Annotated in this window: 13 protein-coding genes; 7 read left to right on the forward strand and 6 right to left on the reverse strand. The window is 69.4% G+C overall.

All coding sequences use genetic code 11. From position 1 onward, the window contains the following. Nucleotides 1-91 precede the first annotated feature (91 nt). Nucleotides 92-277, forward strand: a complete 186-nt coding sequence (locus ACO2SS_RS16075; RefSeq protein ID WP_423278735.1) for a hypothetical protein — start codon at nt 92-94, stop codon at nt 275-277. Between the two features lie 106 nt (nt 278-383). After that, nucleotides 384-1,022, forward strand: coding sequence for a trimeric intracellular cation channel family protein (locus tag ACO2SS_RS16080; RefSeq protein WP_423278859.1), 639 nt, complete (start codon nt 384-386; stop codon nt 1,020-1,022). A gap of 265 nt (nt 1,023-1,287) precedes the next feature. Here the strand turns inward: ACO2SS_RS16080 and ACO2SS_RS16085 are convergent, their stop codons facing one another. From ACO2SS_RS16085 to ACO2SS_RS16095, 3 genes are all read right to left on the reverse strand, one after another. Next, nucleotides 1,288-1,668, reverse strand: coding sequence for a hypothetical protein (locus tag ACO2SS_RS16085; RefSeq protein WP_423278737.1), 381 nt, complete (start codon nt 1,666-1,668; stop codon nt 1,288-1,290). Nucleotides 1,669-1,842: 174 nt separating this feature from the next. Continuing rightward, a complete protein-coding gene (gene araD / locus ACO2SS_RS16090; protein ID WP_423278739.1) occupies nt 1,843-3,567 on the reverse strand; it encodes an L-arabinonate dehydratase in 1,725 nt (574 codons plus the stop codon). Nucleotides 3,568-3,575: 8 nt separating this feature from the next. After that, a complete protein-coding gene (locus tag ACO2SS_RS16095) occupies nt 3,576-4,289 on the reverse strand; it encodes a ribonuclease activity regulator RraA (protein ID WP_423278741.1) in 714 nt (237 codons plus the stop codon). Between the two features lie 128 nt (nt 4,290-4,417). Here ACO2SS_RS16095 and ACO2SS_RS16100 point away from each other — a divergent pair, with 128 nt between their 5' ends. Further along, nucleotides 4,418-5,686, forward strand: a complete 1,269-nt coding sequence (locus ACO2SS_RS16100; RefSeq protein WP_423278743.1) for a glycerate kinase type-2 family protein — start codon at nt 4,418-4,420, stop codon at nt 5,684-5,686. A 3-nt stretch (nt 5,687-5,689) separates the two neighbouring features. On the opposite strand, the gene ligD is transcribed toward ACO2SS_RS16100, so the two are convergent. Next, complete coding sequence (gene ligD, locus ACO2SS_RS16105) at nt 5,690-6,565, reverse strand: non-homologous end-joining DNA ligase (RefSeq protein WP_423278745.1); 876 nt, start codon at nt 6,563-6,565, stop codon at nt 5,690-5,692. A 7-nt stretch (nt 6,566-6,572) separates the two neighbouring features. Further along, nucleotides 6,573-7,646 carry an ATP-dependent DNA ligase gene (locus ACO2SS_RS16110; RefSeq protein ID WP_423278749.1) on the reverse strand — a complete coding sequence of 358 codons (1,074 nt, stop codon included), beginning with the start codon at nt 7,644-7,646 and terminating at the stop codon, nt 6,573-6,575. Nucleotides 7,647-7,910: 264 nt separating this feature from the next. Here ACO2SS_RS16110 and ACO2SS_RS16115 point away from each other — a divergent pair, with 264 nt between their 5' ends. Further along, nucleotides 7,911-10,202, forward strand: coding sequence for an ATP-binding protein (locus tag ACO2SS_RS16115; RefSeq protein WP_423278752.1), 2,292 nt, complete (start codon nt 7,911-7,913; stop codon nt 10,200-10,202). Then, nucleotides 10,199-11,782, forward strand: a complete 1,584-nt coding sequence (locus ACO2SS_RS16120) for an ABC transporter substrate-binding protein (protein WP_423278754.1) — start codon at nt 10,199-10,201, stop codon at nt 11,780-11,782. Before ACO2SS_RS16115 ends, ACO2SS_RS16120 begins: the two co-directional genes overlap by 4 nt. Nucleotides 11,783-11,788: 6 nt before the next feature. On the opposite strand, the gene ACO2SS_RS16125 is transcribed toward ACO2SS_RS16120, so the two are convergent. Further along, nucleotides 11,789-12,079, reverse strand: coding sequence for a hypothetical protein (locus ACO2SS_RS16125; RefSeq protein WP_423278756.1), 291 nt, complete (start codon nt 12,077-12,079; stop codon nt 11,789-11,791). A gap of 213 nt (nt 12,080-12,292) precedes the next feature. On the opposite strand from ACO2SS_RS16125, the gene ACO2SS_RS16130 reads away from it, so the two are divergent. Together ACO2SS_RS16130 and ACO2SS_RS16135 are read left to right on the forward strand one after the other, a co-directional pair. After that, a complete protein-coding gene (locus ACO2SS_RS16130) occupies nt 12,293-17,893 on the forward strand; it encodes a lysozyme inhibitor LprI family protein (protein ID WP_423278758.1) in 5,601 nt (1,866 codons plus the stop codon). Nucleotides 17,894-18,098: 205 nt separating this feature from the next. Next, entirely contained in the window at nt 18,099-23,831 is a 5,733-nt protein-coding gene (locus ACO2SS_RS16135; RefSeq protein WP_423278760.1) for an alpha-2-macroglobulin, read from the forward strand. Nucleotides 23,832-23,833: the final 2 nt, after the last annotated feature.

The following is a 23,833-nucleotide window of genomic DNA, read 5'->3' on the forward strand; positions in this document are numbered from 1 at the left end:
CTCGTTGGCCGGGAGTGTTGAGACAGGCCGAACCAAAGATCAAGCAGCCGGGACCTATGCATTGGGCCAAGAACCCTCCCCGGTGCACGCCATGCGAACTCTGCTAAGCAGGGGTGCGGCGCGCTGCATGCGCCGGCACGGCGGCGGGGCGATCGTCGACCTCGCCCTTGTATCCGGCATGCGGGGCAACCTCGGGCGCTCGGCCCACGGCGCATGGAACGGTGGCGTCATCACCCTGACGCAGGTCATGGCGGTCGAGCTCGGAACGGTCGGCTGACGGCCTCCCAGTCGGTGGCCGGGGACGCAGGGTCGGTTTGACCCAGGACACACCTCACACTACGCCCCGGGCCTCTCCCCGGGCGAGGTGACGATCCGTCTTGATCCTGTTCGACACAGTTGCCGCCGCGCTCGACTGGCTGGGCGTGATCGTCTTCGCGGTCTCCGGCGCTCTGGTCGCGTCGCGCAAGCAGATGGACATCGTCGGCTTCGCGATGCTCGGCACCGTCACCGGGATCGGCGGAGGCACGCTGCGCGACATTCTTCTCGATACCGGGCCGGTCTTCTGGGTGACGGAACCGGCCTACCTGATCGTCTGCGTGATCGTCTCGGGGCTGGTCTTCCTGACGGCCCATTTGCCTCAGAGCCGGTATCGCGTGCTCCTCTGGTTCGATGCGCTCGGCCTCGCGCTTTTCGCCGTTACGGGTGCCGAGCGCGCGCTCCTCGCTGAGACAGGGCCCGTGGTCGCAGTCGCCATGGGGGTGATCACGGCGACGTTCGGCGGGATCATCCGGGACGTTCTGGGCCATGAAAGCCCGGTGGTGCTGTCGCGCGAGGTCTACGTGACGGCCGCCCTGATCGGGGCGGTGGTCTTCGTTGGGCTCACGGGGCTCGGCCTCTCCCGCGAAAGCGCGCTTGCGGCCGGGCTCGCGGCGGGGCTGCTCGTACGCGGGACAGCGCTCTGGCGGGGTTGGTCGCTACCGCGCTACAGGCCTCGCCCAGGCCGCGGCCCAGACGGGCCTTAGTGGATTTCCGGTTCCTCGAGGCAGCGCCCTCCGGGAAGCCGAAGCCGCCGACCTCATGTAGCCGCGGCCACGACGCCGGGCAGGAGTGGCCGAGCGAGATGACGCTCTCCGTCAAAGTCTCGCCATCGCAACTGAAGGATGAAAGGCTTGGCTCGTGGCCCTGTCGGAAACCGGCTGCGTCCGAAACCGGCTTGAGCTGGAGATCACCGGGGCGCCAGGGTCCCAAACAGTCCCGCGCCAGCTGAGGGGAGCAGCCGGCTGGACCTTACTGCGTCGTCGGCAAGGCTTTCATCGCGCCCTTGATGCACTCGGCTGCCTGCTGATCCAGCATGTCCTTCAGCGTACCGGTGGGTGGCGCGTTCGTCAGCGATGCCGCGTAGTATTGCTTCATCGTATCGGCCGGCATCGCCGCGATGCTCTCGGCGATGCACCCGCAATACGACGTCACGAGGGCCTGATTCGTCGTCTGCTTGCTGGCCGAGGCGATGCACGACGAATATCCGCTCGACTTCGCCTTCGCCCGAAGGTTCTTCCAGCCCTCATCCGTCAGCCCGTCCAGGGGGCCCTGCGCAAGCGCCGGGGCGACCAAGCAGCTGAGACCGAGAGCCAAGAGGCCGAACTTCGCCTTCCTGGACGCGGGAAGCATGGGTCATTCTCTCCGATGCGCGGCAGACCGCGCGGATTCCGAGGGTTCAAACAGGCGCGACGATGCCCTGTTCCGGCCGTGCACGGTCCTCGTTCGGCACAGAGTCAATGCGGACGATACCCGAAGGCGAGAACTTGCCTGGGTTTGCGCAGCCATGCAGCTGGCCGGCAGGCCCTAGTGGATCTCCGGCTCACCGACCCCGCCTGCGCCCTCCAGGAAGTCGAAATCGCAGCCCTCATGAGCCTGCCGGACATGCTTTGCGTAGAGGCGGTTGTAGCCACGGGGGTACTCGCCCCGAGGCGGCGTCCAGCTCTTGAGCCGCTCCGCGATTTCGTCGTCAGAGAGATGTGCGTGCAGGCGCCGACCGGCCACGTCGACAGTGACTAGGTCGCCGTTGCGGAGGGCTGCGAGCGGCCCGCCGATTGCTGCCTCGGGCGAAACATGCAGGATGCAGGCGCCGTAGCTCGTGCCGGACATGCGGGCATCCGAGATGCGGACCATGTCGCGCACGCCCTGGGCGAGGAGCTTCTTGGGCAAGGGCAGCATGCCCCATTCCGGCATGCCCGGGCCGCCGATTGGGCCGGCGTTGCGAAACACCATCACGTGGTCCGGCGTGACGTCGAGATCCGGATCGTTCACGGCCGCGGTCATCTCGTCGTAATGGTCGAAGACGATGGCCGGCCCCGTATGCTGCAGCAGACGCCGCTCCGCTGCGGGCGGCTTGATCACGCAGCCGTCGGGCGCGAGGTTGCCGTAGAGGATCGCCGTCCCACCGGAAGCCGCAATCGGCTGGTCGAGCGGCCGGATGACGTCGTCGTTGTAGACGGCCGAATGGGCGAAGCCCTCGCCGAAGGCGCCCGACACGGTGCGCGCATCGAGGTGCAGCATGCCTTCGAGCCGCTTGAAGAGCGCACGCGTCCCGCCGGCTATGTGGAGATCCTCCATCAGCCAGGCGCCCGACGGACGCAGGTTGGCGATCACCGGCACGCGCCCGGCGAAGTCGTCGAAGTCGCGCAGGCTTACCTCAACGCCGGCGCGGCGGCCCATCGCGACCAGATGGATCATGGCGTTGGTCGAGCCGGCGAGCGCATTGTGCACCACGAGCGCGTTCTCGACCGAGCGCCGGTCGATGATGTCGGACGGCTTCAGGTCCTCCCAGATCATCTCGACGATGCGCCGTCCGCACTCCGTCGCCATCCGGGGATGGGCGGCGTCCGCAGCCGGGATCGAGGTCGCGCCCGGCAGCGTCAGGCCGAGTGCCTCGGCAATGATGGTCATCGTCGAGGCCGTACCCATCGTCATGCAGGTGCCGGCCGAGCGGGCAATCCCGGCCTCCATGTCGTTCCATTGCTGGTTCGTGATGGTGCCGGCTTCCTTCTCGGCCCAGTATTTCCAAACGTCCGAGCCCGAGCCGACGATCTGCCCGCCGAAATGGCCGCGCATCATCGGGCCGGCCGGCATGAAGATCGTGGGCAGGTCCATGCTGATGGCGCCCATGATGGTGGCGGGCGTGGTCTTGTCGCACCCGCCCATCAGAACCGCCCCGTCGACCGGGTGCTGGCGAAGCAACTCCTCGACCTCGAGCGCGAGGAGGTTGCGGTAGAGCATCGTGGTCGGCTTGGTGAAGCTTTCCGAGAGCGACAAGGCCGGCAACTCGACCGGGAAGCCGCCCGCCTGCCAAACGCCGCGCTTCACTTCCTCGACGCGTGCCTTGAAGTGCTGATGGCATTGCTGCAGATCGCTCCAGGTATTGATGATGGCCACGACCGGCTTCCCGGCGAAGTCGGCGGTCGAATAGCCCATCTGCAGCATCCGGGACCGGTGCCCGAATGAGCGGAGGTCCTGCGGCGCGAACCAGCGCTGGCTGCGAAGATCCTCGGGAGTTTTGCGCCTGCTCATGGTCTCGCTCACCGCCCGTTCGCCTTCCGCCAGGCGGAGAACTGCGCCGGCGTCTCGGGATCCGTCGGCGGATAGAGGCCCAGGATCGACCGGCCCTTGCGAACCTCCTCCGTCACGAAATCCTCGAAAGCCGTCATCTCGACGGCCTCGTCCGCGAGTTCCTCCGCGAGATGGGCGGGAAGGACGACGACGCCCTCGGCATCGCCCACGATCACGTCACCGGGAAAGACGGGTGCCTCGCCGCAGCCGACCGGCACGTTGATGTCGATCGCCTGAAGCCGGGTCAGGTTCGTCGGCGGGGCCGGGCGGCGATGATAGGCGGGGATGTCGAGGCCTGCGATCTCGGGCGAGTCGCGGAAGCCGCCATCGGTCACGATCCCGGCGACGCCGCGCTTCATGAGGCGCGTGACAAGGATCCCGCCGGCGGAAGCGGCCCGAGGGTCCCCACGGCTGTCGATCACGAAGACCGCCCCCGGCGGGCATTCCTCCACGGCCTTGCGCTGCGGGTGGGATCGGTCCTGGAAGACGGAGATCGGGTTCAGGTCTTCCCGAGCCGGCATGTAGCGAAGCGTGAAGGCCGGGCCGACCATCGGGGCGCCGCTCGGGTTCAGCGGATGGACGTCCTGCATGAACTGGTTTCGCAGCCCGCGCTTGAAGAGTGCCGTCGTCAGCGTGGCGACAGAAACCGTCTTCAGCTTGGCGCGCGTTGCCTCCGACAGCATGCGCTTCCTCCCGATGTGAGCCGTCTGGTGCGGCTGACTTCATCTAGCGTTGCCGAGGTAGCTTGCGCCAGCCGCTTCTTGCCCCGGCCTGCCTGTTTCGGGCAGGGCAGGGGAGGCGAGGACACGCGATGGCTGCAATCGATGACCCCAAGGCGCTGCTGACGCGCCTCTTCAACGCGGCGGTCGCTTCGGCGCAGCCGGCGCGGGTCTTCGCCCGCCACCTGCCTGAGCCGCCGCGCGGCCGCACGCTGGTGATTGGCGCCGGCAAGGCTTCGGCCGAGATGGCCCGTGCGCTCGAGGAGCACTGGCCGGGCGAACTCTCCGGCCTCGTCGTGACGCGTTATGGTCATGCGGCCCCGACCCGTCGCATCGAGATCGTCGAGGCGTCCCATCCCGTGCCGGATGCGGCAGGTGAGCGTGCCGCCCGGCGGATTCTGGAACTCGTCCGCGGGCTCACGGCGGACGATCTCGTGATCTGCCTCATCTCCGGCGGCGGTTCGGCTCTATTGGCGCTGCCAGCCGAGGGTCTGACCCTCGCGGACAAGCAGGAGATCAACCGCGCGCTTCTTCGCTCCGGTGCGGATATCGGCGAGATGAACATCGTCCGCCGGCACCTGTCAGCCATCAAGGGCGGCCGGCTCGCGGCAGCTTGCCATCCGGCGAGGGTGGTCACGCTCGCGATCTCGGACGTGCCGGGCGACGATCCGGCCGTGATCGCCTCCGGCCCGACCGTGCCGGACGCAACCACTTGCGAGGACGCCATGGCCATCCTGGCCCGCTACGGCGTCGAGGTTCCGGCGGCCGCGCGCGAGATCCTGGAGAGTGGTCGCGGCGAGAGCGTGAAGCCGGGCGATCCGCGCCTCGCCGGCTCGGAGTTCCACCTCATTGCCACGCCCCAGATGGCGCTCGAGGCCGCGGCGGCCGTCGGCCAGGAAGCCGGCATCCCGGTGCACATCCTAGGAGACGCGATCGAGGGCGAGGCGCGCGACGTCGGCAAGGTGCTGGCCGGGATCGCCCTCCAGATCGCACGCCGAAACCAGCCTTTCCCGAAGCCTTGTCTTCTCCTCTCCGGGGGCGAGACGACCGTCACGATCCGCGGAGAGGGCAGGGGCGGCCGCAATGTCGAATTCCTGCTCGGGCTCGGCCAGGCGCTCACCGGCCATGCCGGCATCCATGCACTGGCCGGTGACACCGACGGGGTGGACGGGGCCGAGGAAGTCGCAGGCGCCTATCTGGCGCCGGATTCCATCGGGCGGGCGCTCGAGAAGGGCATCCGGATCGCCGACAGCCTCGCCCGCAACGACGGCCACGGCTTCTTCGAGGCGCTGGGTGACCAGGTGGTGACCGGCCCCACGCTGACCAACGTGAACGATTTCCGGGCGATCCTGATCGAGTGAGGGTCAGAGCTTCGGCAGTCGCTGCTTCATCTCCGCGATGCTCGCCCAGGGATCGGCCTTCAGGCTGGCCACGCGGGTCGGGACCGTCCGGACTGTGAAGGCCTTCGGGTCGAGGCTCGGCACGACCTCGTCCCAGGTCAGAGGCACCGAGACCGGCGCGCCTTCGCGCGATCGGGTCGAGTAGGGCGCGACCGCCGTCGAGGTCGGGTCGTTCCGGAGGTAATCGATATAGATCCGCCCCCGGCGCTCGGCGATGGATTGCTTCGTGAGGTAGCGGTCCGGCGCATCCTTCGCGAGGGCGTTCCCCACGGCCTTGGCGAAGCTCTTCACGTCGCGCCATTCGTAGCGGCGCTCGATCGGCACGACGAGGTGGAGGCCCTTGCCTCCGGTCGTCTTCGGGACGCTCGCGAGTCCGAGGCTGTCGAGCTTGGCCCTCAATTCATGCGCGGCCGCGACGACGTCCGGGAAGGCGAGCCCCTCGCCGGGATCGAGGTCGAAGACCACCTGGTCGGGCCGGTGCGGCTTGTCGACATGCGAGTTCCAGGGATGGATCTCGAGCACGCCCATCTGCACCAGCGCGATCAGGCCGCGGCTATCCTCCAGGTATAAGTAGGGTTCCTCGAAGCCTTCGATCGGGATCTGCTTGAGCTCCGGCGGGACACCCGAGCCGGCATGGCGTTGGTAGAAGCACTTCTTTTCCCGGCCGGTCGGGCAGCGGACCAGCGTGATCGGCCGCCGCGCCACATGGGGCAGCATCACGTCTGCGACGGCCAGGTAGTATTCGGCCAGATCGCGCTTGGTGACGCCCTGCTCGGGGTAGAGCACCTTGTCGGGGCTCGTGAGACGGACGCCGTCGATCTCGGTTTCCTCCTTCGCCATCCCAGTCTCAGCCCTCCGTCACGGCCGCGATCACCCGGCTTGGCCGGGCCCCCTCCTGCATCTGCTCGAAGGTGCATTGCGAGGGCGCCTTGTCGGGCCTCCAGCGCAGGAACCGCGTGCCGTGCCGGAAGCGCCCGCCGGTGACATGGTCGTAGCGCACCTCGGCGACGAGCTCGGGACGGAGCGGCTGCCATTCCGTGCTGCGCTCCGTCGCCCAGCGGCTCGGTCCGCCGGGCGCGTCCCCGGTGAAGCCGGGCGGCTCGATCAGCGCCTCCAGCCTCTTCGTCAGGCCCGGCTTCTCGGCATCGGCGATCCCCGACGTAAAGCCGACATGGTCCAGGCGCCCCTCCTCGTCGTAGAGGCCGAGGAGCAGGGAGCCGACCAGCTTGCGCTTCGCCTCGTAGCGGAAGCCGCCGACCACGCAATCGGCGCTGCGCAGGCGCTTGATCTTGAGCATGGCGCGCTCGCCTGCCTCATAGCGGCCGTCCACGCGTTTCGCGACAACGCCGTCCAGCGCCCCGCCAGCCTTGGCGAGCCAACCCTCCGCCTCGGCCCTGTCGCGGGAATAGGGCGAGAGCCGCAACAGGCTCCTGTCATCCAGGGATCCCCAGAATGCCTCGAGCGCCTCCCGCCGCTCCGACAGGGGCACATTCCGCATGTCCCGGCCTTCCGGCGTCAGCAGGATGTCGAACAGGATCAGCCGGGCCGGCGTCTCCCGCGCGAGCTTGCGGATGCGGCTTTCGGCCGGGTGCAGCCGGAGCTGAAGGGCATCAAAGCTGAGCGTTTCCTCCTGCGGGATGGCGAGTTCGCCGTCGAGCACGAACGAGGCCGGCGCCAGCTCGCGCAGCGCCTGCACGACCTCCGGAAAATAGCGCCCGAGCGGCTTGCCAGACTTCGCCCTGAGCTCCACCTCTTCGCCCGCCTTGAAGGCGAGGCAGCGAAACCCGTCCCATTTGGGCTCGAACTGCCAGCCCTCGCCGGCCGGAACTTCATTGACCGAGCGCGCCTCCATGGGGTGCGTGTCGAGGCCGACCGGCAGGCTGGAGATCGCGTCGGGTTGCTTGGACGCAGGAGCGCTCATCCTTGAAGAACGAAGCGGGGCGGGGGCGGTTCAACGACCGCAATCAAGGCGTTCGCCCGCGCCCCCACACACGCCGTCCTCTCCGCCCCGCTTCGGGCCCAATGGTGGCGGCCGGCGGGCAGTCTTCTGCCACCGCTTAAAAGGGACCACGCGCCGCACGCTGAGCGCGACGTTGGCATGGGGACGAATTGAGATTGAAACATTGGAGTGCGAGCAGTCGCCCGCGCCGCCCTAACGAGAGACCACGAGCCCAGACCCGAGCAGATGCGCATCCGTTACAAAGTCGCCCTGGTCGGGATCATCCCGATCACGGTCGCGGCGGCGATCGCGCTCATCGCGTGGCTCCTCCTCGACCAGGCCGAGCGCGCGCGAAGCGGAGCCGCGCTGGCCGGCGCCGCCCTGAGCGATCTGGTCCAGGTCGTGAATGCCCGGGAGAGCTACATCCGGGCGCAGCCGGGCGGGCGTGAGCAGCAGGCGGAGCGCTTCAACGCGGCCGCGGCGCGAGCCCGTGCCCTCCTCGCGGAACTCGACGATTCCGGCGCGGATACCCAGCGGACCACGGCCGAGGAGTTGCTGCGCATCCTCGACAGCTATTCGGGCGAGATGGCGCAGCTCAGGTCCCTGACGCGGGCGAGCGATCAGAAGGTTGCCGAACTGAACGCCCGGACCGCGTCGCTGGTCGTGCTGACCGATCGCGCCCGCACGCGACAGCACGCCTCCAATGCCGACATCATCGCGTCGATCACGGGAGGCGACCGGAAGCTCCGCCAAGCCCGCGACATCGTCAGTGGCGCGCATGACCTGCGGGCCGCCGCGCTCGAAGGGCGGCTGGTCGCGGCGGGTGACGGCCAGGCGGCAGGGGACACGTCGCTGCTCGCGGAGGCGCGGATCAGGAACGCGGCGGAACGGCTTGCGGACAGCCTGCGGGCCGCCGGCGATTCCCGCGCGGCCGACCAGCTGAAGGTGAGCGTCGCCGGGGCGGTGACCCGTGATGGCGCGAGGCGGTTCGACGACTGGATCGAGCGCCTCATCAAGGTGAACGCGACCGAGGAACGCGCGCTCCACGACGAGGTGACACAGCTTCTCACCTATGCCGTCCAGGCGGCCGAGACGGAGCAGGCGACGCAGAACATCGCCATCGAGATGCTGGAACTGGAGCGGCTCACGACCACCGCGCTTGCAAGGCGCGATGCGGATGCGGTCGCCCGCATGGTGGGCGAGAGCAAGATCCTGGCGCGCACCATCGGCGAGTTGCCGATCTCGCCGCTGATCCAGACCGAAATGATGGAGGCCACGAGTCAGTGGCAGGAGCGCCTGGCGGCGGCCGGAGAGAGCATCCGCGAGCAGAATGCGATCCTCTCGCGCATGATGGAGACCGCCGAGGTCATGACGTCCCGGGCGAGCGGCGTCTACGAGACACTCACCTCCAATGCGGACCGCATCGGCCATCTTGTCCGGACGACGCTGGTGATCGGCGCGGCGATCGGGCTCCTGCTCGGCTCACTGACGGCCTATGTGGTCGCGCGCTCCATCACCCGGCCGTTGCGCAATCTGCAGCGGCGCATGATCGGGCTTGCGGCCAACCCGGCCGGCAGCCTGATCGAGGAGGCAAACCGCCGGGACGAACTCGGCGCCATGGCCCGGGCCGCGAACGTCTTCGTGACCGAGCTCAGCCGGCGGGAGCGCGACCTGCGCGGCGCCAAGGAATGTGCCGACATCGCCCTGGCCGAGCTTCGGGACGCGCAGCGCAGCCTGATCCAAGCCGAGAAGCTCGCGTCCCTCGGCCAGCTCGTGGCGGGCGTGGCCCACGAGATCAACACGCCGGTCGGGGTCGCGATGACGACCTCGACGGCGCTCGAAAGCGAGGTGGAGACGCTGCGCAAGAAGGTCGAGAGCGGGCGTCTCCTCCGGTCGGACATGACGCGTGCCGTCGATCGCCTGTCGGAGGGCGCCCGCCTCACCTTCGTCAACCTGAACCGCGCGGCAGAGCTGGTCTACAGCTTCAAGCAGATCGCCGCCGACCAGGCATCGGGAGAGCGCCGGCGGTTCGAGCTGAAGGGCTGGCTACACGAGTTGCTCACGAGCCTCGGCCCGATGCTGCGCCGCGCAGGGCACGAGATGAGCGCTGAGTGCCCTGACGATCTCATGCTGGACTCCTATCCGGGCGCGCTCGTCCAGGTGATCACGAACCTGATCTCCAACGCGCGGGACCACGCTTTCCCGGATGGCCGCAGGGGGCATCTCTCGCTCGTCGCCACGACCCTGCCGAGCGATTGGGTGAGGATCGAATTCTCCGACGACGGCGTCGGCATCGCGCCCGAGCACCTCCCTAAAATATTCGACCCATTCTACACGACCGGCCGGGACCGAGGTTCGACCGGCCTCGGGCTCCACATCATCTACAATCTGGTGACGGGAACGCTCGGAGGGCGGATCGACATCGAGAGCCGCCGCGGGGAGGGCACGACCGTCCGGATCGACATCCCTGCGACGGTCCCGGCGGGGCCGGAAGCGGACGCGCGGCGCAAGGCCGAGCTTGTGGAGGAGGGGACATGAGAACCGCTTTCGGGCTGAGCCTTCTCGGTCTCCTGGCCGTCTCGGCGGCCCCCGCCAAGACCCTGGTCTTCTGCTCGGAGGGCGATCCCCGGTCGCTCAATCCCCAGCTCGTGACGGACACGACCGGAATGAATGCCGGACGCCCGATGTTCAACAATCTGGTGGAGCTGGATAGCGGGACGCTGCAGCCTGTTCCCGCGCTGGCTGAAAGCTGGACGATCTCCGAGGACGGGCTCGCCTATACGTTCCACCTCCGGCGGGGCGTGAAGTTTCACGCGAGCGAGCGCTTCAAGCCGTCGCGCGACCTCAACGCGGATGACGTCATCTTCTCGCTCGAGCGGCAATGGAAGCAGAGCCACCCGTTCCACAAAATCTCTGGCGGCCAGTACGATTACTTCCGCGACGTCGGGATGCCGGAATTGCTCGAGCGCGTCGAGAAAATCGACGACCACACGCTCCGGATCACCATCAAGCGGCCAGAGGCGACGTTCCTGCCGAGCCTCGGGATGCCCTTCAACGTGGTGCTCTCGGCCGAATACGGGCAATTCCTGGCGCGCGAAGGCCGAAAGGAGCTCATCGACGAGGCGCCGATCGGGACGGGGCCCTTCGTTTTCGCGGGCTACCAGAAGGACGTCGTCGTTCGCTATCGCGCCTTCGAGGATTACTGGGGCGGGCGCCAGCCGGTCGACACGCTAGTTTTCTCCATCACGCCGAATGCGGCCGTCAGGCTGACGAAGCTCAAGTCTGGCGAATGCCACGTGATGGCCTATCCAAACCCCGCCGACGCCGACCGCATCTCCGCCGACCCTGCCTTGCGGCTCCTGAGCCAGGAGGGGCTGAACATCGGCTATGTCGGGCTGAACACGACGATGAAGCCGTTCGACGACGTGCGCGTGCGCCGCGCGGTGAACATGGCAATGGACAGGGCCGCGATCGTGGAGGCCGTCTATGGTGGCGCCGGGACAGTGGCGAAGAACCCGTTCCCGCCCATGCTCTGGTCCTTCAACGCCGAGATCCGCGACTACCCCTTCGACCTGGAAGGCGCGCGGAAGCTGCTCGCGGAGGCGGGCCACGCCGCCGGGTTCGAGACCGAGCTGTGGTACCTGCCGGTCAGCCGCCCCTACAATCCGAATGGCAAGCGTGTGGCAGAGATGATCCAGGCGGACCTCGCCAAGCTCGGGATCCGGCTGCGCCTGTTGACGGCCGACTGGAGTGCCTACCGGGCGAAGCTGCTGGCCGGGGAAGCGCCCATGGCGCTGTTCGGCTGGACAGGCGATATCGGCGATCCGGACAACTTCCTCGATGTTCTGCTCGGCTGCACATCCGCCCGTCCGGGCGGCAACAATATCGCCAAATGGTGCGAGCCCACCTATGACAGCCTGGTCACCCGGGCGAAGCGCATTCTCGATCGCAACGAACGCGAGGGCCTCTATCGGGAGGCACAGGCCATTGCGAAACGCGAGGCGCCCTGGGTGCCGATCGCCCATTCGCTGGTCTTCATGGCGACCCGCAAGGAGGTCACGGGCTTCCGCATGGACCTCCTCGGCCGGCACGCTTTCGACAAGGTCGACCTGCAGTGAACGAGTTCAGCGGGCGCTGACCTCGATGGCGCGGATGGCCTTGCGGACCGGCGTGCCTCTGGCGGCGGCGAGGCATTCGGGCGCCACGTAGGGCCAGGCCTGCTTCCCGCAATCGGCGGCGGCTGCCTGGTGCGCGGGCGCAGGCTTCGCGTCCAGCGAAGCGGATGGCGCAGGTGCGAGGGCGGCGGGCGCCGCCGCCACGGACGCGCTCTCGCCGGCGCTGATCAGCACGAACTCGCCGAGCGCCGCGGCGAGCGCGGCTGCCGTTCCCGCCATCTTCAGTTTCGTCGACATCATGCCTCCCTGCAGCCTCGTCACCGGGCCGTTCTCCGTTCGGCCTCTCTCTGCGGGATCGCGGTGTCGTGTGAATTGCGTGGTTCGGGCCCTTGATTTCGTGCCGTGCGGCATCGTTTCAGGTTGGAGCGCCTGCCGAAACAGAGCCGGCATGGATCGCGATTATCTCAAGACCTGTTAAGCTTGCGGGCGCGAGCTCGGAGGGGTCCCAGTCGGATGCAGCCCACCAGAGCGTCAGTCCTCGCGATAGGCCTTCTCGTCGGGGCGCTGCCGGCTGCGGCCCAGGGCCTCGACTGTACAAAGGCTCGCACGCCGGTCGAGCAGGCGATCTGCGCGACGCCGGGGCTGATCGAGCAGGATCGCGCGCTAGCGATCGCCTATTCGGCGCGCCTCGGCCGTGAGCCGGCGCAAGCCGGCGCATTGCGGGGCGAGCAGCGGAGCTGGCTTGCGAACCGCGACCGCCTCTGCGCCTCGAAGAACGAGCCGCTCCAGCGCGTGGCCGCGTGCCTGCAGGGCCTTTATCGAACCCGACTCACGGCCATGAACGCTGCGGCCGCTGCCACCCCAGCGGCCGCGATGCCCCTGCCGCCCGCCAACCCCGGCGCGGCCGTGCGGCCTGGACCCGCCGCGGCGCCGACGGACGCCCAGGTACTGCCGTCGCCCCCTCTTCCTCCGGTCGCGGCGCTGCCGGTCTCGGCCGCTCCCGCGGAAGCCTCGCTGTCGCGCAGCACGGTTCCAGCCGCCGGCCGGACAGACGTGATGCTCGCGGTGCAGTCTCCCGGCCGCTTTGCGATCCGCGCCGAGAGCCGGACCGGCATGGCTCTGCAACTCGTGAGCCAGATGTCGGGACCGGGCGAGCACCAGGGCGAGCCGGGCGTGAAGGACGGCCGGATCGACGAACTCCTCGACGCGGGCACCTACAAGCTTCGGGTCCTTGGTGCGCCGAATGCGCCGGGCGAGGCCAAGCTGGTGATCGAGCCGGTCCGCGAACGCGGCGAGATATCGGCGGCACTGGCCCATGGCGGCGCGGCCTCGACCGACCTGTCCGATCTGACCCAGCGTTCCTGGTGGTTCCAGGTCGAAAAGCCCGGCCGCGTCTCGGTCGAGGCGGCGGGGCGCAGCCTTGCGGACCTGCGCCTCTGGCAGAATGGGCGGGACCTCGCACCTGTCGAGCCTAGAATCTCGCGGGTAACGCCAAAATCAGGCCATCCGCTCACCCGCGCCCGGATCGATGGCGAGGTCGAGCCGGGCCTCTATCTGATCACCGCCTATGGCGGGCCGAAGCTCGCCTGGACGGACGGCGATCCGGCCGAACCGCTTCACGTCAGGCTCGGGCTTCCCGAGCCAATGGGCGGATGGGTCGAGGGCACGATCGGCCCGACGGGTGCGGCCCGCTTCGAGGCGCCCGGCGCCGCAACCCAGTTCCTTCTTGAGCTTCCCGAGCCCACCGCGGCGACCCTCTCCGTGCGCCGCGAGACCGGTTCCGCGGTCACGGCCGCCATCTCGAAGGCGACGCGCGAGCCGTTCGTAACGCTGTCCAGCAGCGGCGACCCATCGAAGCCGGCTGTCGTCGAGGTGTCGGGCCAGGAGGGACAGCCCTTCCGCCTGCGTGCTCTCGATCCTTCGGCCTCGCGCCGCATCTCGGGGGGCGGCCCGCACTGGATCGCGGTGGATGTCGCCGGGGAGGGCGGAGACGAGGTCCCGGCGACGGTGCTCCTCGCCCGGTTCGAACAGGGCAGGGGCGGCCGTGTCCTCGCCTCCAATGCGCCGCAGGTCGGCCCGGGCATGGCCTGGCGCCAGAAGCTGAATCTCCGGGGGACGGCCAGCCTGATCTTCGAGATCACGGGAGCGACGCCGATTGCGGTGGCCACCACCGGGCCGAAGACGAACGCCACGATCACTCCGCTTCTCGGCGGCCGCCCGCCGCGTACGGACGGCCGGACGCCGCGCTGGGATCTCGAGCCGGGCTGGTACAAGCTGACGCTGGCCCCGGTCGCGGGTGCCTTCGGGGCGCTCGACGTGACGCTCGGACCGCCCGGGGTCTCGGCCGAGCCCCTGAGGGCACAGGCGGCGCGTCCCTCCATCCCGCTCGGCATCCAGAACCTCGACCAGAACGGCAACTATCAGATCCTGGCCAACGAGGCGCCGGGCCTGGTGCTCGCGCCGGTCGCCCGCCTCCTGCCGGCAGACCTCGAAGCGGCCCCGCTCCCGCTCTATCAGGCGGCGGGGCAGCCGCTCGACGTTCCCGTGCGCATGCCGAAGGCGGGTAGCCTGGCGGCCGTGGCCGTGAACGGCGTTCCGGTTGCGTTGGCACTGGCCGACGAGAGGCAGCTTGCGAATGGCCGCTCGGCTACCGTGCGCCTCCCGGCCCCGGCCCAAGCCCGCGGCACCGTCCTCTCGTGGCTGGATCCGACTAAGCACACGCCTGTCGCGCCGCCGCCCGCGGCCGAGCAACTCGAGGCCGTGACGGCCGGCACCCCACGCTTCTTCGACCTCGCCCGGGATGCGCAGAGGAGTTTTGCGGTCGACGTCAAGGAAGGCGGGCTCTACCGCATCGAGACGCTGGGCCGGCTCAGGACGAGCCTGATGCTCGCGACCTCCTTTCTGCCACGGATCGACAAGGCTGAGGCGAATGGAGCAGGGCAAAATGCGCTGTCCCTCACCTATCTGAAGGTCGGCCGCTATCGAGTCGCCGTGAAGGCGCAGGATTCCGCCGGCCGGCTCGGGCTAACCGCCGTGCCCGCTTCCCTGCCCGAACGGGGCGTGCTCGCGCCGGAAACCAGCGTGCGCGCCACGCTCGCCGACGGCGTCGGGGCCGTATTCCCGATCGAAATCGCGGAAGCCGGGCGCTATCGCCTGGAGCTCTTTGCACTCGGCGAGCCGTTCCGCGCCCGGCTGGAGGATGCGGAAGGGTGGCCACTCGCCGCTCCCGGTCCGCTCACCACGCTCGAGCGCGTTTTCGAGCCGGGAAGCTACCGCCTCGTGCTCCTGCCGCCGTCCGTCGAAGCGCGGGCCGTCGTGCGGCTCACCCGCATTGTCCCGGAACGCGAGCTCTCGGGGCGCGGGCCGCATCCGCTGCCCTTCGACGCCGAGGCACCCTTCCAATGGCGCGAGCCGGCCGCCCTGGGACAGGAGCGGGTGCCGGACCGCTGGGCCTTCGCACTCGCCGGGCCTGCGGAGGTGACGCTCAGCCTCTCGGACGGCATGGCGGGCGAGCTCTTCAAGGATGGCGAGACCCAGCCCGTGGCCAGGGTCGTCGGCAAGCAGGGTTTTTCGGGCCGCCTGCAACCCGGCCGCTACACCCTGGAGGCGCGCGCGCAGGGCCGCAACGACCGGCTCGATTATCGCGTGTCGCTCTCCGCGAAAGAGCTGCAGCCGGGCGTGGTGCGCAAGGTCGAGCTTCCCGTGACTGTGCCCTTTGCCATCGCAGAGGATCGCGTCGTCAGCCTGACGACCTTCGGCCGGACGGATCTTCGCGGAATCCTGAAGGACTCCGAGGGCAGGGTCATCGAGCGCCTCGACGACCGGGCGGACGACTGGAACATTGGCCTGTCCCGCCGCCTGCCGGCAGGGGCCTACACGCTCGAACTGTCGCCCGTGGAAGGCGCCCCCGTTCGCCAGGATGAGTCACCTCCCGGTGCCGAGAGCGTGGACGCAGCAGCGGAGAACGAGGCCGAGCCCGCCCCGACGGACGAGACTGCCGAAGCCGAGAGTGGCGAGCAGCCGGCCAGCGAGCAGGCTGTCGCGGACGCGGAGACCCGAGACGAGACCCCGCCGGCCGACCACCGCATCGAGATCCGCCTCGCGCTGCCGGAAAGCGTCGAGCAGCCCGCGCTCGACGGCGAGGGCGAGCGCGTGGTCGAAGCAGCCGGTGTGCGGGTCTTCGGCCTTCCCGCCGTCGAGGCAGGGCATCTGCTCGTCGTGGCCGCGAAGGCCGGCACGGAATCCGTGCTCTCCCTCGAGCGCCACGAGGCGGGCGGTCGCTGGACGGTCATCGGCACCGATCGCGGTTTGTCGCCGCTCGTGGCCGCGCCGGGTGACGGCGATGCCTCCCGGCCCTGGCGCGTGGCGGCCTGGACGGTGGATGGGGGCTTGGCACGGATCGAAATCGCGGCGCGCGCCATCCACCGGGAGCCCGGCGGAACGGGCCTGCTATCCTTTGATCCTGTGCCGCTCGGGCGTGTCTCGGGCGATGTTCGCATCGACCTGACGGCCGCGCCTGGCTCCGGTGTGCTCACATTCAGGCAGGCACCCCGGAACTTGTTGCAGGGCTCTGTCTCCGGGCAGGCGCTCCGGCCAGCGGATGGGAATATTGTGCCGCAAGGCGACACGGTCTGGCTCGTTTCGCGCGGCGATCCCGGCAAGGTCGAACTCGAGCCCGCCGCCCTGCCGCTGGACGAGATGCCTCTGACCGTTCCGGCCGAGGGCAAAGCGAACTGGCCCAAGGTCGCGCCGGGCGCGGGCGAGGTGCGGGTCTGGCGCGCGACCTCCACTTTCGGCCAGCCGGGCCTCTCCGGAGGCCGCGGCATGGGGGTCGCGAGCGGGAGCGCGGTTGCGCTCGGCGGCTACGAGGCGCTCCGAGCCTGGAATGCTGGCGGCTCGGACGCCCTTCCGGTCCGGATCGGCGCGCGCGACCTGAAGCTTGTCGAGGAGGTGCGTAAGGCGACGGAGTTCTCCGGCCTCGTCCAGGCTGGAACGGCGCAGCCGGTCCGGCTGCCTGCAGGCCTCAAGCGCCTCACCTTCGATCTGCCTGCCGGGACCGCCGCCATTGCGGACTGGGCGCACCCGCACGCGATGACGGTCTGGGCCGGCAACGAGACCCTGACCCGGACCGCGACCGGCGAGTGGACGAACGTCCTGCTCGTGAACCTGACGCCGGAGGCAAGGCCCGTCCGGCTCGCCGTGGCGCCGGCCGGGGAGGGACTGGCCGAGCTGAAGGCCGACGCGGCGCTGAAGCGCTTCTTCGGCGCCGCCGGGTCGCTCGCCCTCCGGGTCGTGGCTGAGCCTGGGGATCGGCTCATGACGGCCGGGGCCGATGCGACCTTCACGGGCAAGAACGGCCGCGTGCTGCGGGGCGGCTCGATTCCCCTTTCCGGGCCCGGCGAGCTCATCTTGTCCCACAAGGGCGGCCTCGTTGCGGCCTGGCTCGAGCGTGGCGGGCGCTCCCCCTGGCCGGAGCCCGTCACGCAACCGGTGGAACTCCCGTCGGTGGTGAAGCTCGACGGCCCCGCCATGTCGCTCGCCCTCAAGGCAGACGGGCCAAAACTCCTTCACGTTCGCACGAGCGCGCCGGTGATCCTGGCGCTAGCGCAGCAGGGTGGGTCCGCCCCGCAGCTCGCCTTCCCGTCGGGGGCGGAGTTCCACGCCCTCCTAACCCCGGGCGACGCCGCCCTCCGTCTCTATTCCCCCCATGACGGCGCCCTTGCGGGTTCGGTCGAACTCACGGCGAGCGCCGTGATCCCCGCCGGGGAGGGAATTGGAGAGCCGGTGACAGTTGCGGCGGGCGGAGCCGTGCTCTTCGGCTTCGAGGCCAAGCGTTCGGCAGAGATCGGAATCGGCGTGCGAGCCGAGCCGGACATTGCCTCCGTGCGGCTGCTCGATGCATCGGGCCGCCCGCTCGGAAGAGGGGTGGCGCAGCTTCAGAAGCTGGAGCCTGGCCGCTACGTGCTCGAGGCGAGCATTCCGGCGGATGGCCGGACGGCGATCGTCCGGCCCGCGATCGTCGGCTTGGAGCCGCCCCCCGCCGGCCCGCCGCCGGACGTCGTCCGGACTTACCTGCAGATGGTCGGCCTCGCCCCGACCGCGCCCACCCGCTGAGGGCCCGTCGATGAAGCGCTCTCTCGCTGTCCTGACGCAGCGGTTCTTCTCTCCCCTCAGCGGGGCGGGCAAAGTCGAGCCGGAGGTTCGAACCGGGGAAGGGTCCGTCCCCCTCCGTCAGGCGCTTCGCGCCTGCCAGCTACCCCGCTGGGAGAGGAGACCCGCGCCCGATGCCCTCCTGACGAGGGGGAGGGAAGTCGTTCGGGTGCTCGCCTTGGCGGGTTCGCTACTCCTCCCGGCCGCCGCCTCGGCCCAGAACCTCGCCGCGGAGCCGCCACGCCCGCCGGTCCAGCTCGACCGGCTGCAACGCGCAGACGGCGCGAGCGTCGTGCCCGAGAAATTCCTGCGCCGCTGGGATCCGATCACCATCTTCTTTGCGGCTGACACCGGGCCTGCCTCCGGCGGGCCTGAGGACGATCCCGGCCGCGTGGTTAAGATGTCCCCGGCGGCCGCGGGATCCTGGCAATGGCTGAACGCCCGCACATTGCAGTTCCGCCCCGCCGAGACCTGGCGGCCGCTGGAGCGGGTAGAGATCGCGGCGGCGGGCAAGACCACGCGGCTGGTCCCGCTTCTGCCCACCCCGAGCGCGACGTCCCCCGAGCCAAACCGCGACGGCATCCCCGATCTCGATCAGTTCGGGCTGACCTTCCCGGAACCGGTCGAGGTCGAGGCGCTACGTCGCCTCCTTTCCGTCGAACTGCGGCCGCTGCCGGGCATCGGTGCGGAAAGCGGGCAGGTGCTGGGCGCGGGGGATTTCGAGATCAAGGCGCTCGAGCGCGCCAGGCGCTCGGACGGGCAATCCTATCTCGTCCGCTTGCGCCAGCCCGTGCCGGACGGGCGTCTCGCCATCCTGCGCCTGAGGCTATCCGATGAGCCGGGGCTCGACGATCCGAGCTTCGAGCTCTCGCTGCGATCCGCCGTTCCATTTGCGATCACGGAATTCGGCTGCGGACGGGGCTTCTCTCGCCAGGTGAGAGACGGCATCAACCAATGTGACCCGAACGAGTACGGCGTCGAGAACGAGAGTGAGGCCGCGCCAAGGCGCAGCTTCGTCGTCAGTTTCTCGGCAGAGCCCGAAATGCCGGATGTCGTGCGGGCACGCGGCGCGTTCCGCCTGACGCCGGCCGTGGACGACCTCTCGGTGGAGCGGGATGGCTCGCGCCTGAAGGTGTCCGGCCGCTTCCGCGCGGAGACGATCTACGACCTCCGCGTCGACCCCGGGTCGCTGAAGGATGCGCGCGGCCGCTCGCTCGCCGGCGAGGCGTTTCGAACGAGGCTCGCCTTCCTGCCCGACCGGCCCCGCCTGAAGTGGGACGCCGCGCAGGGTATCGCGGAGCGGTTCGGCCCGCAGATGATCCCGCTGCGCGGCCGTGGCTACGAGCGCGCCGACATCCGCATCCACGCCATCGACCCGCTGGCCCGACACTTCTGGCCGTTCCCGGCCGACGGGCTCGAGACTAGCGACGACGACACGCCGCCACTCGCCGGCAACGAGGCCGGTCTCTGGACGGACAAGAGCGACATCGGGTCGGGTGGCATGGCCGAGCGCATCCGCTCGCTCGGCTCACCCCCCGTCTCGGAGATCGTCCAACTGCCGAGCCAGCGCGGCGGCGGAGAGGCCAAGTTCGGGCTCGATCTGAAAACCGAGTTTGCCAAGATCGCCGGACCCGAGCAGCCGGGCACCTACCTGGTCGGCCTCCGCCCGATCGACGGCGGCAAGCGCCGCTGGATCCGCGTCCAGGTGACGGACCTCGTCCTGACCTCCGTGGAGGAGGCCGAGCGCGTCCGCTTCGCCGTGACCTCGCTCTCGACAGCGCGCCCGGTCGGGGAGGCCGATATCCGGTTGGAAGGCCTGCGCAACGACCGCTTCGTGACACTCGCGCGCGGCCGAACGGACGGGGAGGGGGCTTTCGTCTGGAACCTCGCGACGCGGCAGAAGGGAGAGGTCAGGCGCATCGTCGTGCAGAAGGGGCTCGACACGCTTGTCCTCGAGCCAACGCGCGGCCCGGCCGAATACCGCGACGAGAACTGGACGAAGCCGGAGGAGCCTTGGCTCGCCTGGAGCGTGAACCCGGACGAGAAGCGCCGGGAGGAGGCGCGCACCCTCTGTCACGTCTTCACCGAACGGCCAATCTACCGGCCGGAGGAGCCGGTCCACATCAAGGGAATGGTCCGCCGCTATCTCGGCGGCGAGCTGTCCTTCGCTTCGAAGGGCGGCACGGTGATCGTGAACGGGCCTGGCGACGCGGAATGGAAGTACCCGGTCTCGCTCGATCAGGTCGGTGGCTTCTATCACAAGTTCGACGTCACCACGGAGGCGACGGGCGACTACTCCGTCCGCTTCCAGCCGGACGGCGAGGAGGAGACCTGCGGCGAGTTCCTGTTCAAGAAGGAAGCCTATCGGCTCCCGACCTTCGAGGTGCTGCTCAACGGCCCGCGAGAGGTGCCGCTCGATGGCGAGTTCTCCGTCGACCTCATCGCCAAGTACTTCGCCGGCGGCCTCGTGGCCGAGCGCCCGATCAAGTGGCGGGTGACGCAGTTCCCGCAGGTCTGGAGCCCGCCAGGCCGGGAGGGGTTTCTCTTCTCCTCCGATTCCCGCTTCTCGGGCGAGCAGAAGTTCCGCTCGACGCCGGTGCTGGAGCGCGAGGCGAAGACCGATGCAGGCGGCTCGGCCCGGCTCACGCTGGACCCGACGATCGAGCCGACCGCGCAGCCGCGGCGCTATTCGGTCGAGGCGACCGTTACGGGCGACGACGACATCCAGGTCCGCTCCATCCAGAACGTCGTGGCACTGCCGCCCTTCACCCTCGGTGTGAAGATCCCGCGCTATCTGCCTCAGGCGGGTGCGATCGAGCCTGAAATCCTGGCCGTCAAGGCAGACGGCACGCCGCTCGCAGGGCTCGATATGAATGTCCGCCTCGTCAGGCGGAACTGGAGCTCGGTGCTGCAAGCCTCTGATTTCAGCCAGGGTTCGGCGAAATACGTGACCCAGGTGATCGATGAGACGCTGGTCGAGCGGAAGATCACGTCCGGGGCGGAAGCGCAGAAGCTGTCCTTCGAGGCGCGGGAGGCGGGCGTCTATCTGGTTCAGGTCGAGGCGTCGGACCGGATCGGGCGCCGCCAGATCGTGTCGGTCGACTTCTTCATGGGCGGCTCGACGCCCGTGACTTGGTCGCGGCCGCCGGCCGAAACGGTCTCGGTCTCGACCGAGAAGGAGGAATACGCGCCGGGCGAAACCGCGACGCTCGTCGTCCAGAGCCCGTTCCAGAACGCCCGGGCGCTGGCGATCGTCGAGGAGCCGGAAGGCCGGTTCCTCTACGACTGGGTCGATATCCAGAACGGCTTCGGCCGCTACCAGCTGACGTTGCGGAAGCAGCAACTGCCGAAGGTCGCTGTCCATTTCCTCGTGATGCGGGGCCGGCTTGCCGGGGCTGAGCAGAACCCGACCGCGCCCTTCGACCTTGCCAAGCCCACCACCATTGCGGCGACAAAATGGGTGAAGGTCTCGCCCGCCAAGAACATCGTTGTGGCCTCGCTCGAAGCGCCCGCGCGGGCCCGCCCGGGTGATGAGGTCGAGGTGGCTCTGCGGCTCGCGGACGATACCGGCAAGCCGGTCGCCGGCGAGGCGACCTTCTGGATGGTGGATCAGGCGGTTCTGTCACTGGCGCGAGAGCGGCCGCTCGATCCGCTGCCGTCCTTCGTGGTGAACCGCCCGACCCGGATGGCGGCGCGCGACACGCGCAACATGGCGTTCGGCATCATTCCGCTGGACGAGAACCCAGGTGGCGACGAAGCCGTGGACGATTGGGGGATCGAGAACATCTCGGTGCGGAAGAACTTCACGCCGGTCCCGGTCTACCTGCCCCGCGTGCCCGTGGGCGAGGATGGCATCGCCAGGATCAAGGTGAAGCTTCCGGACACGCTGACGGTGTTCAAGCTCCGGGCGAAGGCGATCTCCGGCCCGGACCGCTTCGGTTTCGCGACCGGCGAGATGCTGATCCGGCAGGAGCTCGTGGCGCAGCCGGCGCTGCCGCGCTTCGTACGCCCGGGCGACCGGTTCGATGCCGGCCTTATCGGCCGCATCGTGGAAGGGCCGGGCGGCACCGGGCGGGTCGCGATCACGGCGGAGGGCGCGGCGCTCGAAGGGCCGGCCGAACGCCTGCTCGCCTGGGAGCGCAACCTCCCGGCGCGGGCCGACTTCCCGCTCACGATCGGCGAGCCCCGGCCCGGCGAGGAGCGCGCGCGCCTGCGCTTCGTGCTGCAGCGGGACGCCGACAAGGCGGGCGACGCGGTGCAGATCGACCTGCCAGTCCGGCCCGACCGCCCGCCGGTCAGGCGGCGCGAGGTTTCGGAGATCGCGTCCGGCCGGGCGGTCGATCTCGCGCTGCCTTCAGGCGCCGTACGCCCGGGCTCCTATTCGCGGACCGTCACCGTCGCGAACGATCCGGTCGTGGTGCGACTCATCGGGGGCATGACCTATCTCGTCGAATATCCCTATGGCTGCACGGAGCAGCGTATCGCGACGGCGTCGGCGGGCCTTGCCCTGAAGCCGTTCCTGCCGATCCTGCAGGCGAGCGGGCTCGGCGACCGTCTCTCGGACAATGTCCGCTCGACCCAGCGCTCGATCAACGCGGCTATCGATGAGGACGGGCTCGTGGCCTTCTGGCCCCGTGCGAAGGGCAATGTCTCCCTGACGGCGTGGGCCTACCGCTTCCTGGTCTCGGCCGAGAAGGCGGGCGAGAGCGTCGACAAGACCCTGCTCGACCGCCTCTCGAAAGTGCTGAAGCTCGCGCTCCGCTCCGACTACCCGCGGCTCCTGCGCGACAACGAGTTGCGCGAGCGGGTCGAGGCGCTGACCGCGCTCGCCGAGGGCGGGCTCGTGGACGAGGCTTACGCGACCGAACTCGCGCGCCGCGCGGACGCGATGCCGAGCCTCGCGGTCGCAGAGGCGACCTATGCTGTTTCCAAGCTGCCGGGCGATGACCGCCGGCTGCAGGAGAGCCTAGTAGACACGCTTTGGAGCCGTGTCCGCATCCTCAACCGCGACGGCCGCCCGATCTATGCGGGCATCTCGGGCGAGAGCGCGAGCCCGGCGATCCTGCCCTCCGAGACCCGGACCCTCGCCGAAATGGTGCGCGCGACCGCGGTCGCGGCGTCGGAGGATTCCCGCAATGCCGTCCTTCGGGACGGGCTGATCCGGCTCGGGGAGGGGAACGGCTGGGGCTCGACCAATGCCAATGCGGCGGCGATCCGTGCGCTCGCCGAGACTTGGCGGGCCGCGAATGCCTCCGTTCCGGTCACGCTCTCGCGCCCGAGCGGCTCGGAGCGCGTGACGCTCGGCGGCTCGACGCCGCTCGTCCGACGGGTCTCGACGGAGCCGCAGGCGCAGCGCGTCGAGAACAACGGCGGGCGCCCGGTCGTGACGCTCGTCGACACCCGCTACCAGCCCGTCGAGCCGGGCTATCTGGCCAAGCCTGCCGCGAACGGCTTCGTGCTGTCCCGGACGTTCTTCAAGGTGCCGGGCGGCGGCGCGCCCATGGAGCGGCTGGAAGTCGACAACGACAACGCCGTCCGCCTCAAGGTCGGCGAGGTGGTCGAGGAGAGCGCCGAGCTCGTCAACGGCGAGGACCGGACGCATGTCGCCATCCGTCTTCCGCTCGCGGCCGGGCTCGAGCCGTTGAACCCCAACCTCGCGACCGCCCCAGCGGAGGCCGTGCCGTCGGCCGGCCCGACGCTTGCCCCGACGTACGTCGCGTTCAACGACGACCACGTCCTCTACGCCTACGAGCAGCTTCCAAAGGGCAATTACCGCTTCGTGTTCCGCACGCGCGCCCTGATCCCGGGAACCTTCACGTCCCCGCCCGGTGAGGCGGAGACGATGTACCAAGTGGGGATCTACGGCGCCTCGGCGGGTGCGCGAGTGGTGATCGAGCGGTAGGG

This window comes from Enterovirga sp. CN4-39, assembly GCF_049446235.1.
In the GTDB taxonomy this organism is placed as follows: domain Bacteria; phylum Pseudomonadota; class Alphaproteobacteria; order Rhizobiales; family Beijerinckiaceae; genus Enterovirga.

Bases quoted from the DNA above. Each gene is read 5' to 3' on its own strand.
- ACO2SS_RS16075 (WP_423278735.1), top strand. From the start codon at position 92: ATGCGAACTCTGCTAAGCAGGGGTGCGGCGCGCTGCATGCGCCGGCAC.
- ACO2SS_RS16085 (WP_423278737.1), bottom strand. From the start codon at position 1,668: ATGCTTCCCGCGTCCAGGAAGGCGAAGTTCGGCCTCTTGGCTCTCGGT.
- araD (WP_423278739.1), bottom strand. From the start codon at position 3,567: ATGAGCAGGCGCAAAACTCCCGAGGATCTTCGCAGCCAGCGCTGGTTC.
- ACO2SS_RS16095 (WP_423278741.1), bottom strand. From the start codon at position 4,289: ATGCTGTCGGAGGCAACGCGCGCCAAGCTGAAGACGGTTTCTGTCGCC.
- ACO2SS_RS16100 (WP_423278743.1), top strand. From the start codon at position 4,418: ATGGCTGCAATCGATGACCCCAAGGCGCTGCTGACGCGCCTCTTCAAC.
- ligD (WP_423278745.1), bottom strand. From the start codon at position 6,565: ATGGCGAAGGAGGAAACCGAGATCGACGGCGTCCGTCTCACGAGCCCC.
- ACO2SS_RS16110 (WP_423278749.1), bottom strand. From the start codon at position 7,646: ATGAGCGCTCCTGCGTCCAAGCAACCCGACGCGATCTCCAGCCTGCCG.
- ACO2SS_RS16115 (WP_423278752.1), top strand. From the start codon at position 7,911: ATGCGCATCCGTTACAAAGTCGCCCTGGTCGGGATCATCCCGATCACG.
- ACO2SS_RS16120 (WP_423278754.1), top strand. From the start codon at position 10,199: ATGAGAACCGCTTTCGGGCTGAGCCTTCTCGGTCTCCTGGCCGTCTCG.
- ACO2SS_RS16125 (WP_423278756.1), bottom strand. From the start codon at position 12,079: ATGATGTCGACGAAACTGAAGATGGCGGGAACGGCAGCCGCGCTCGCC.
- ACO2SS_RS16130 (WP_423278758.1), top strand. From the start codon at position 12,293: ATGCAGCCCACCAGAGCGTCAGTCCTCGCGATAGGCCTTCTCGTCGGG.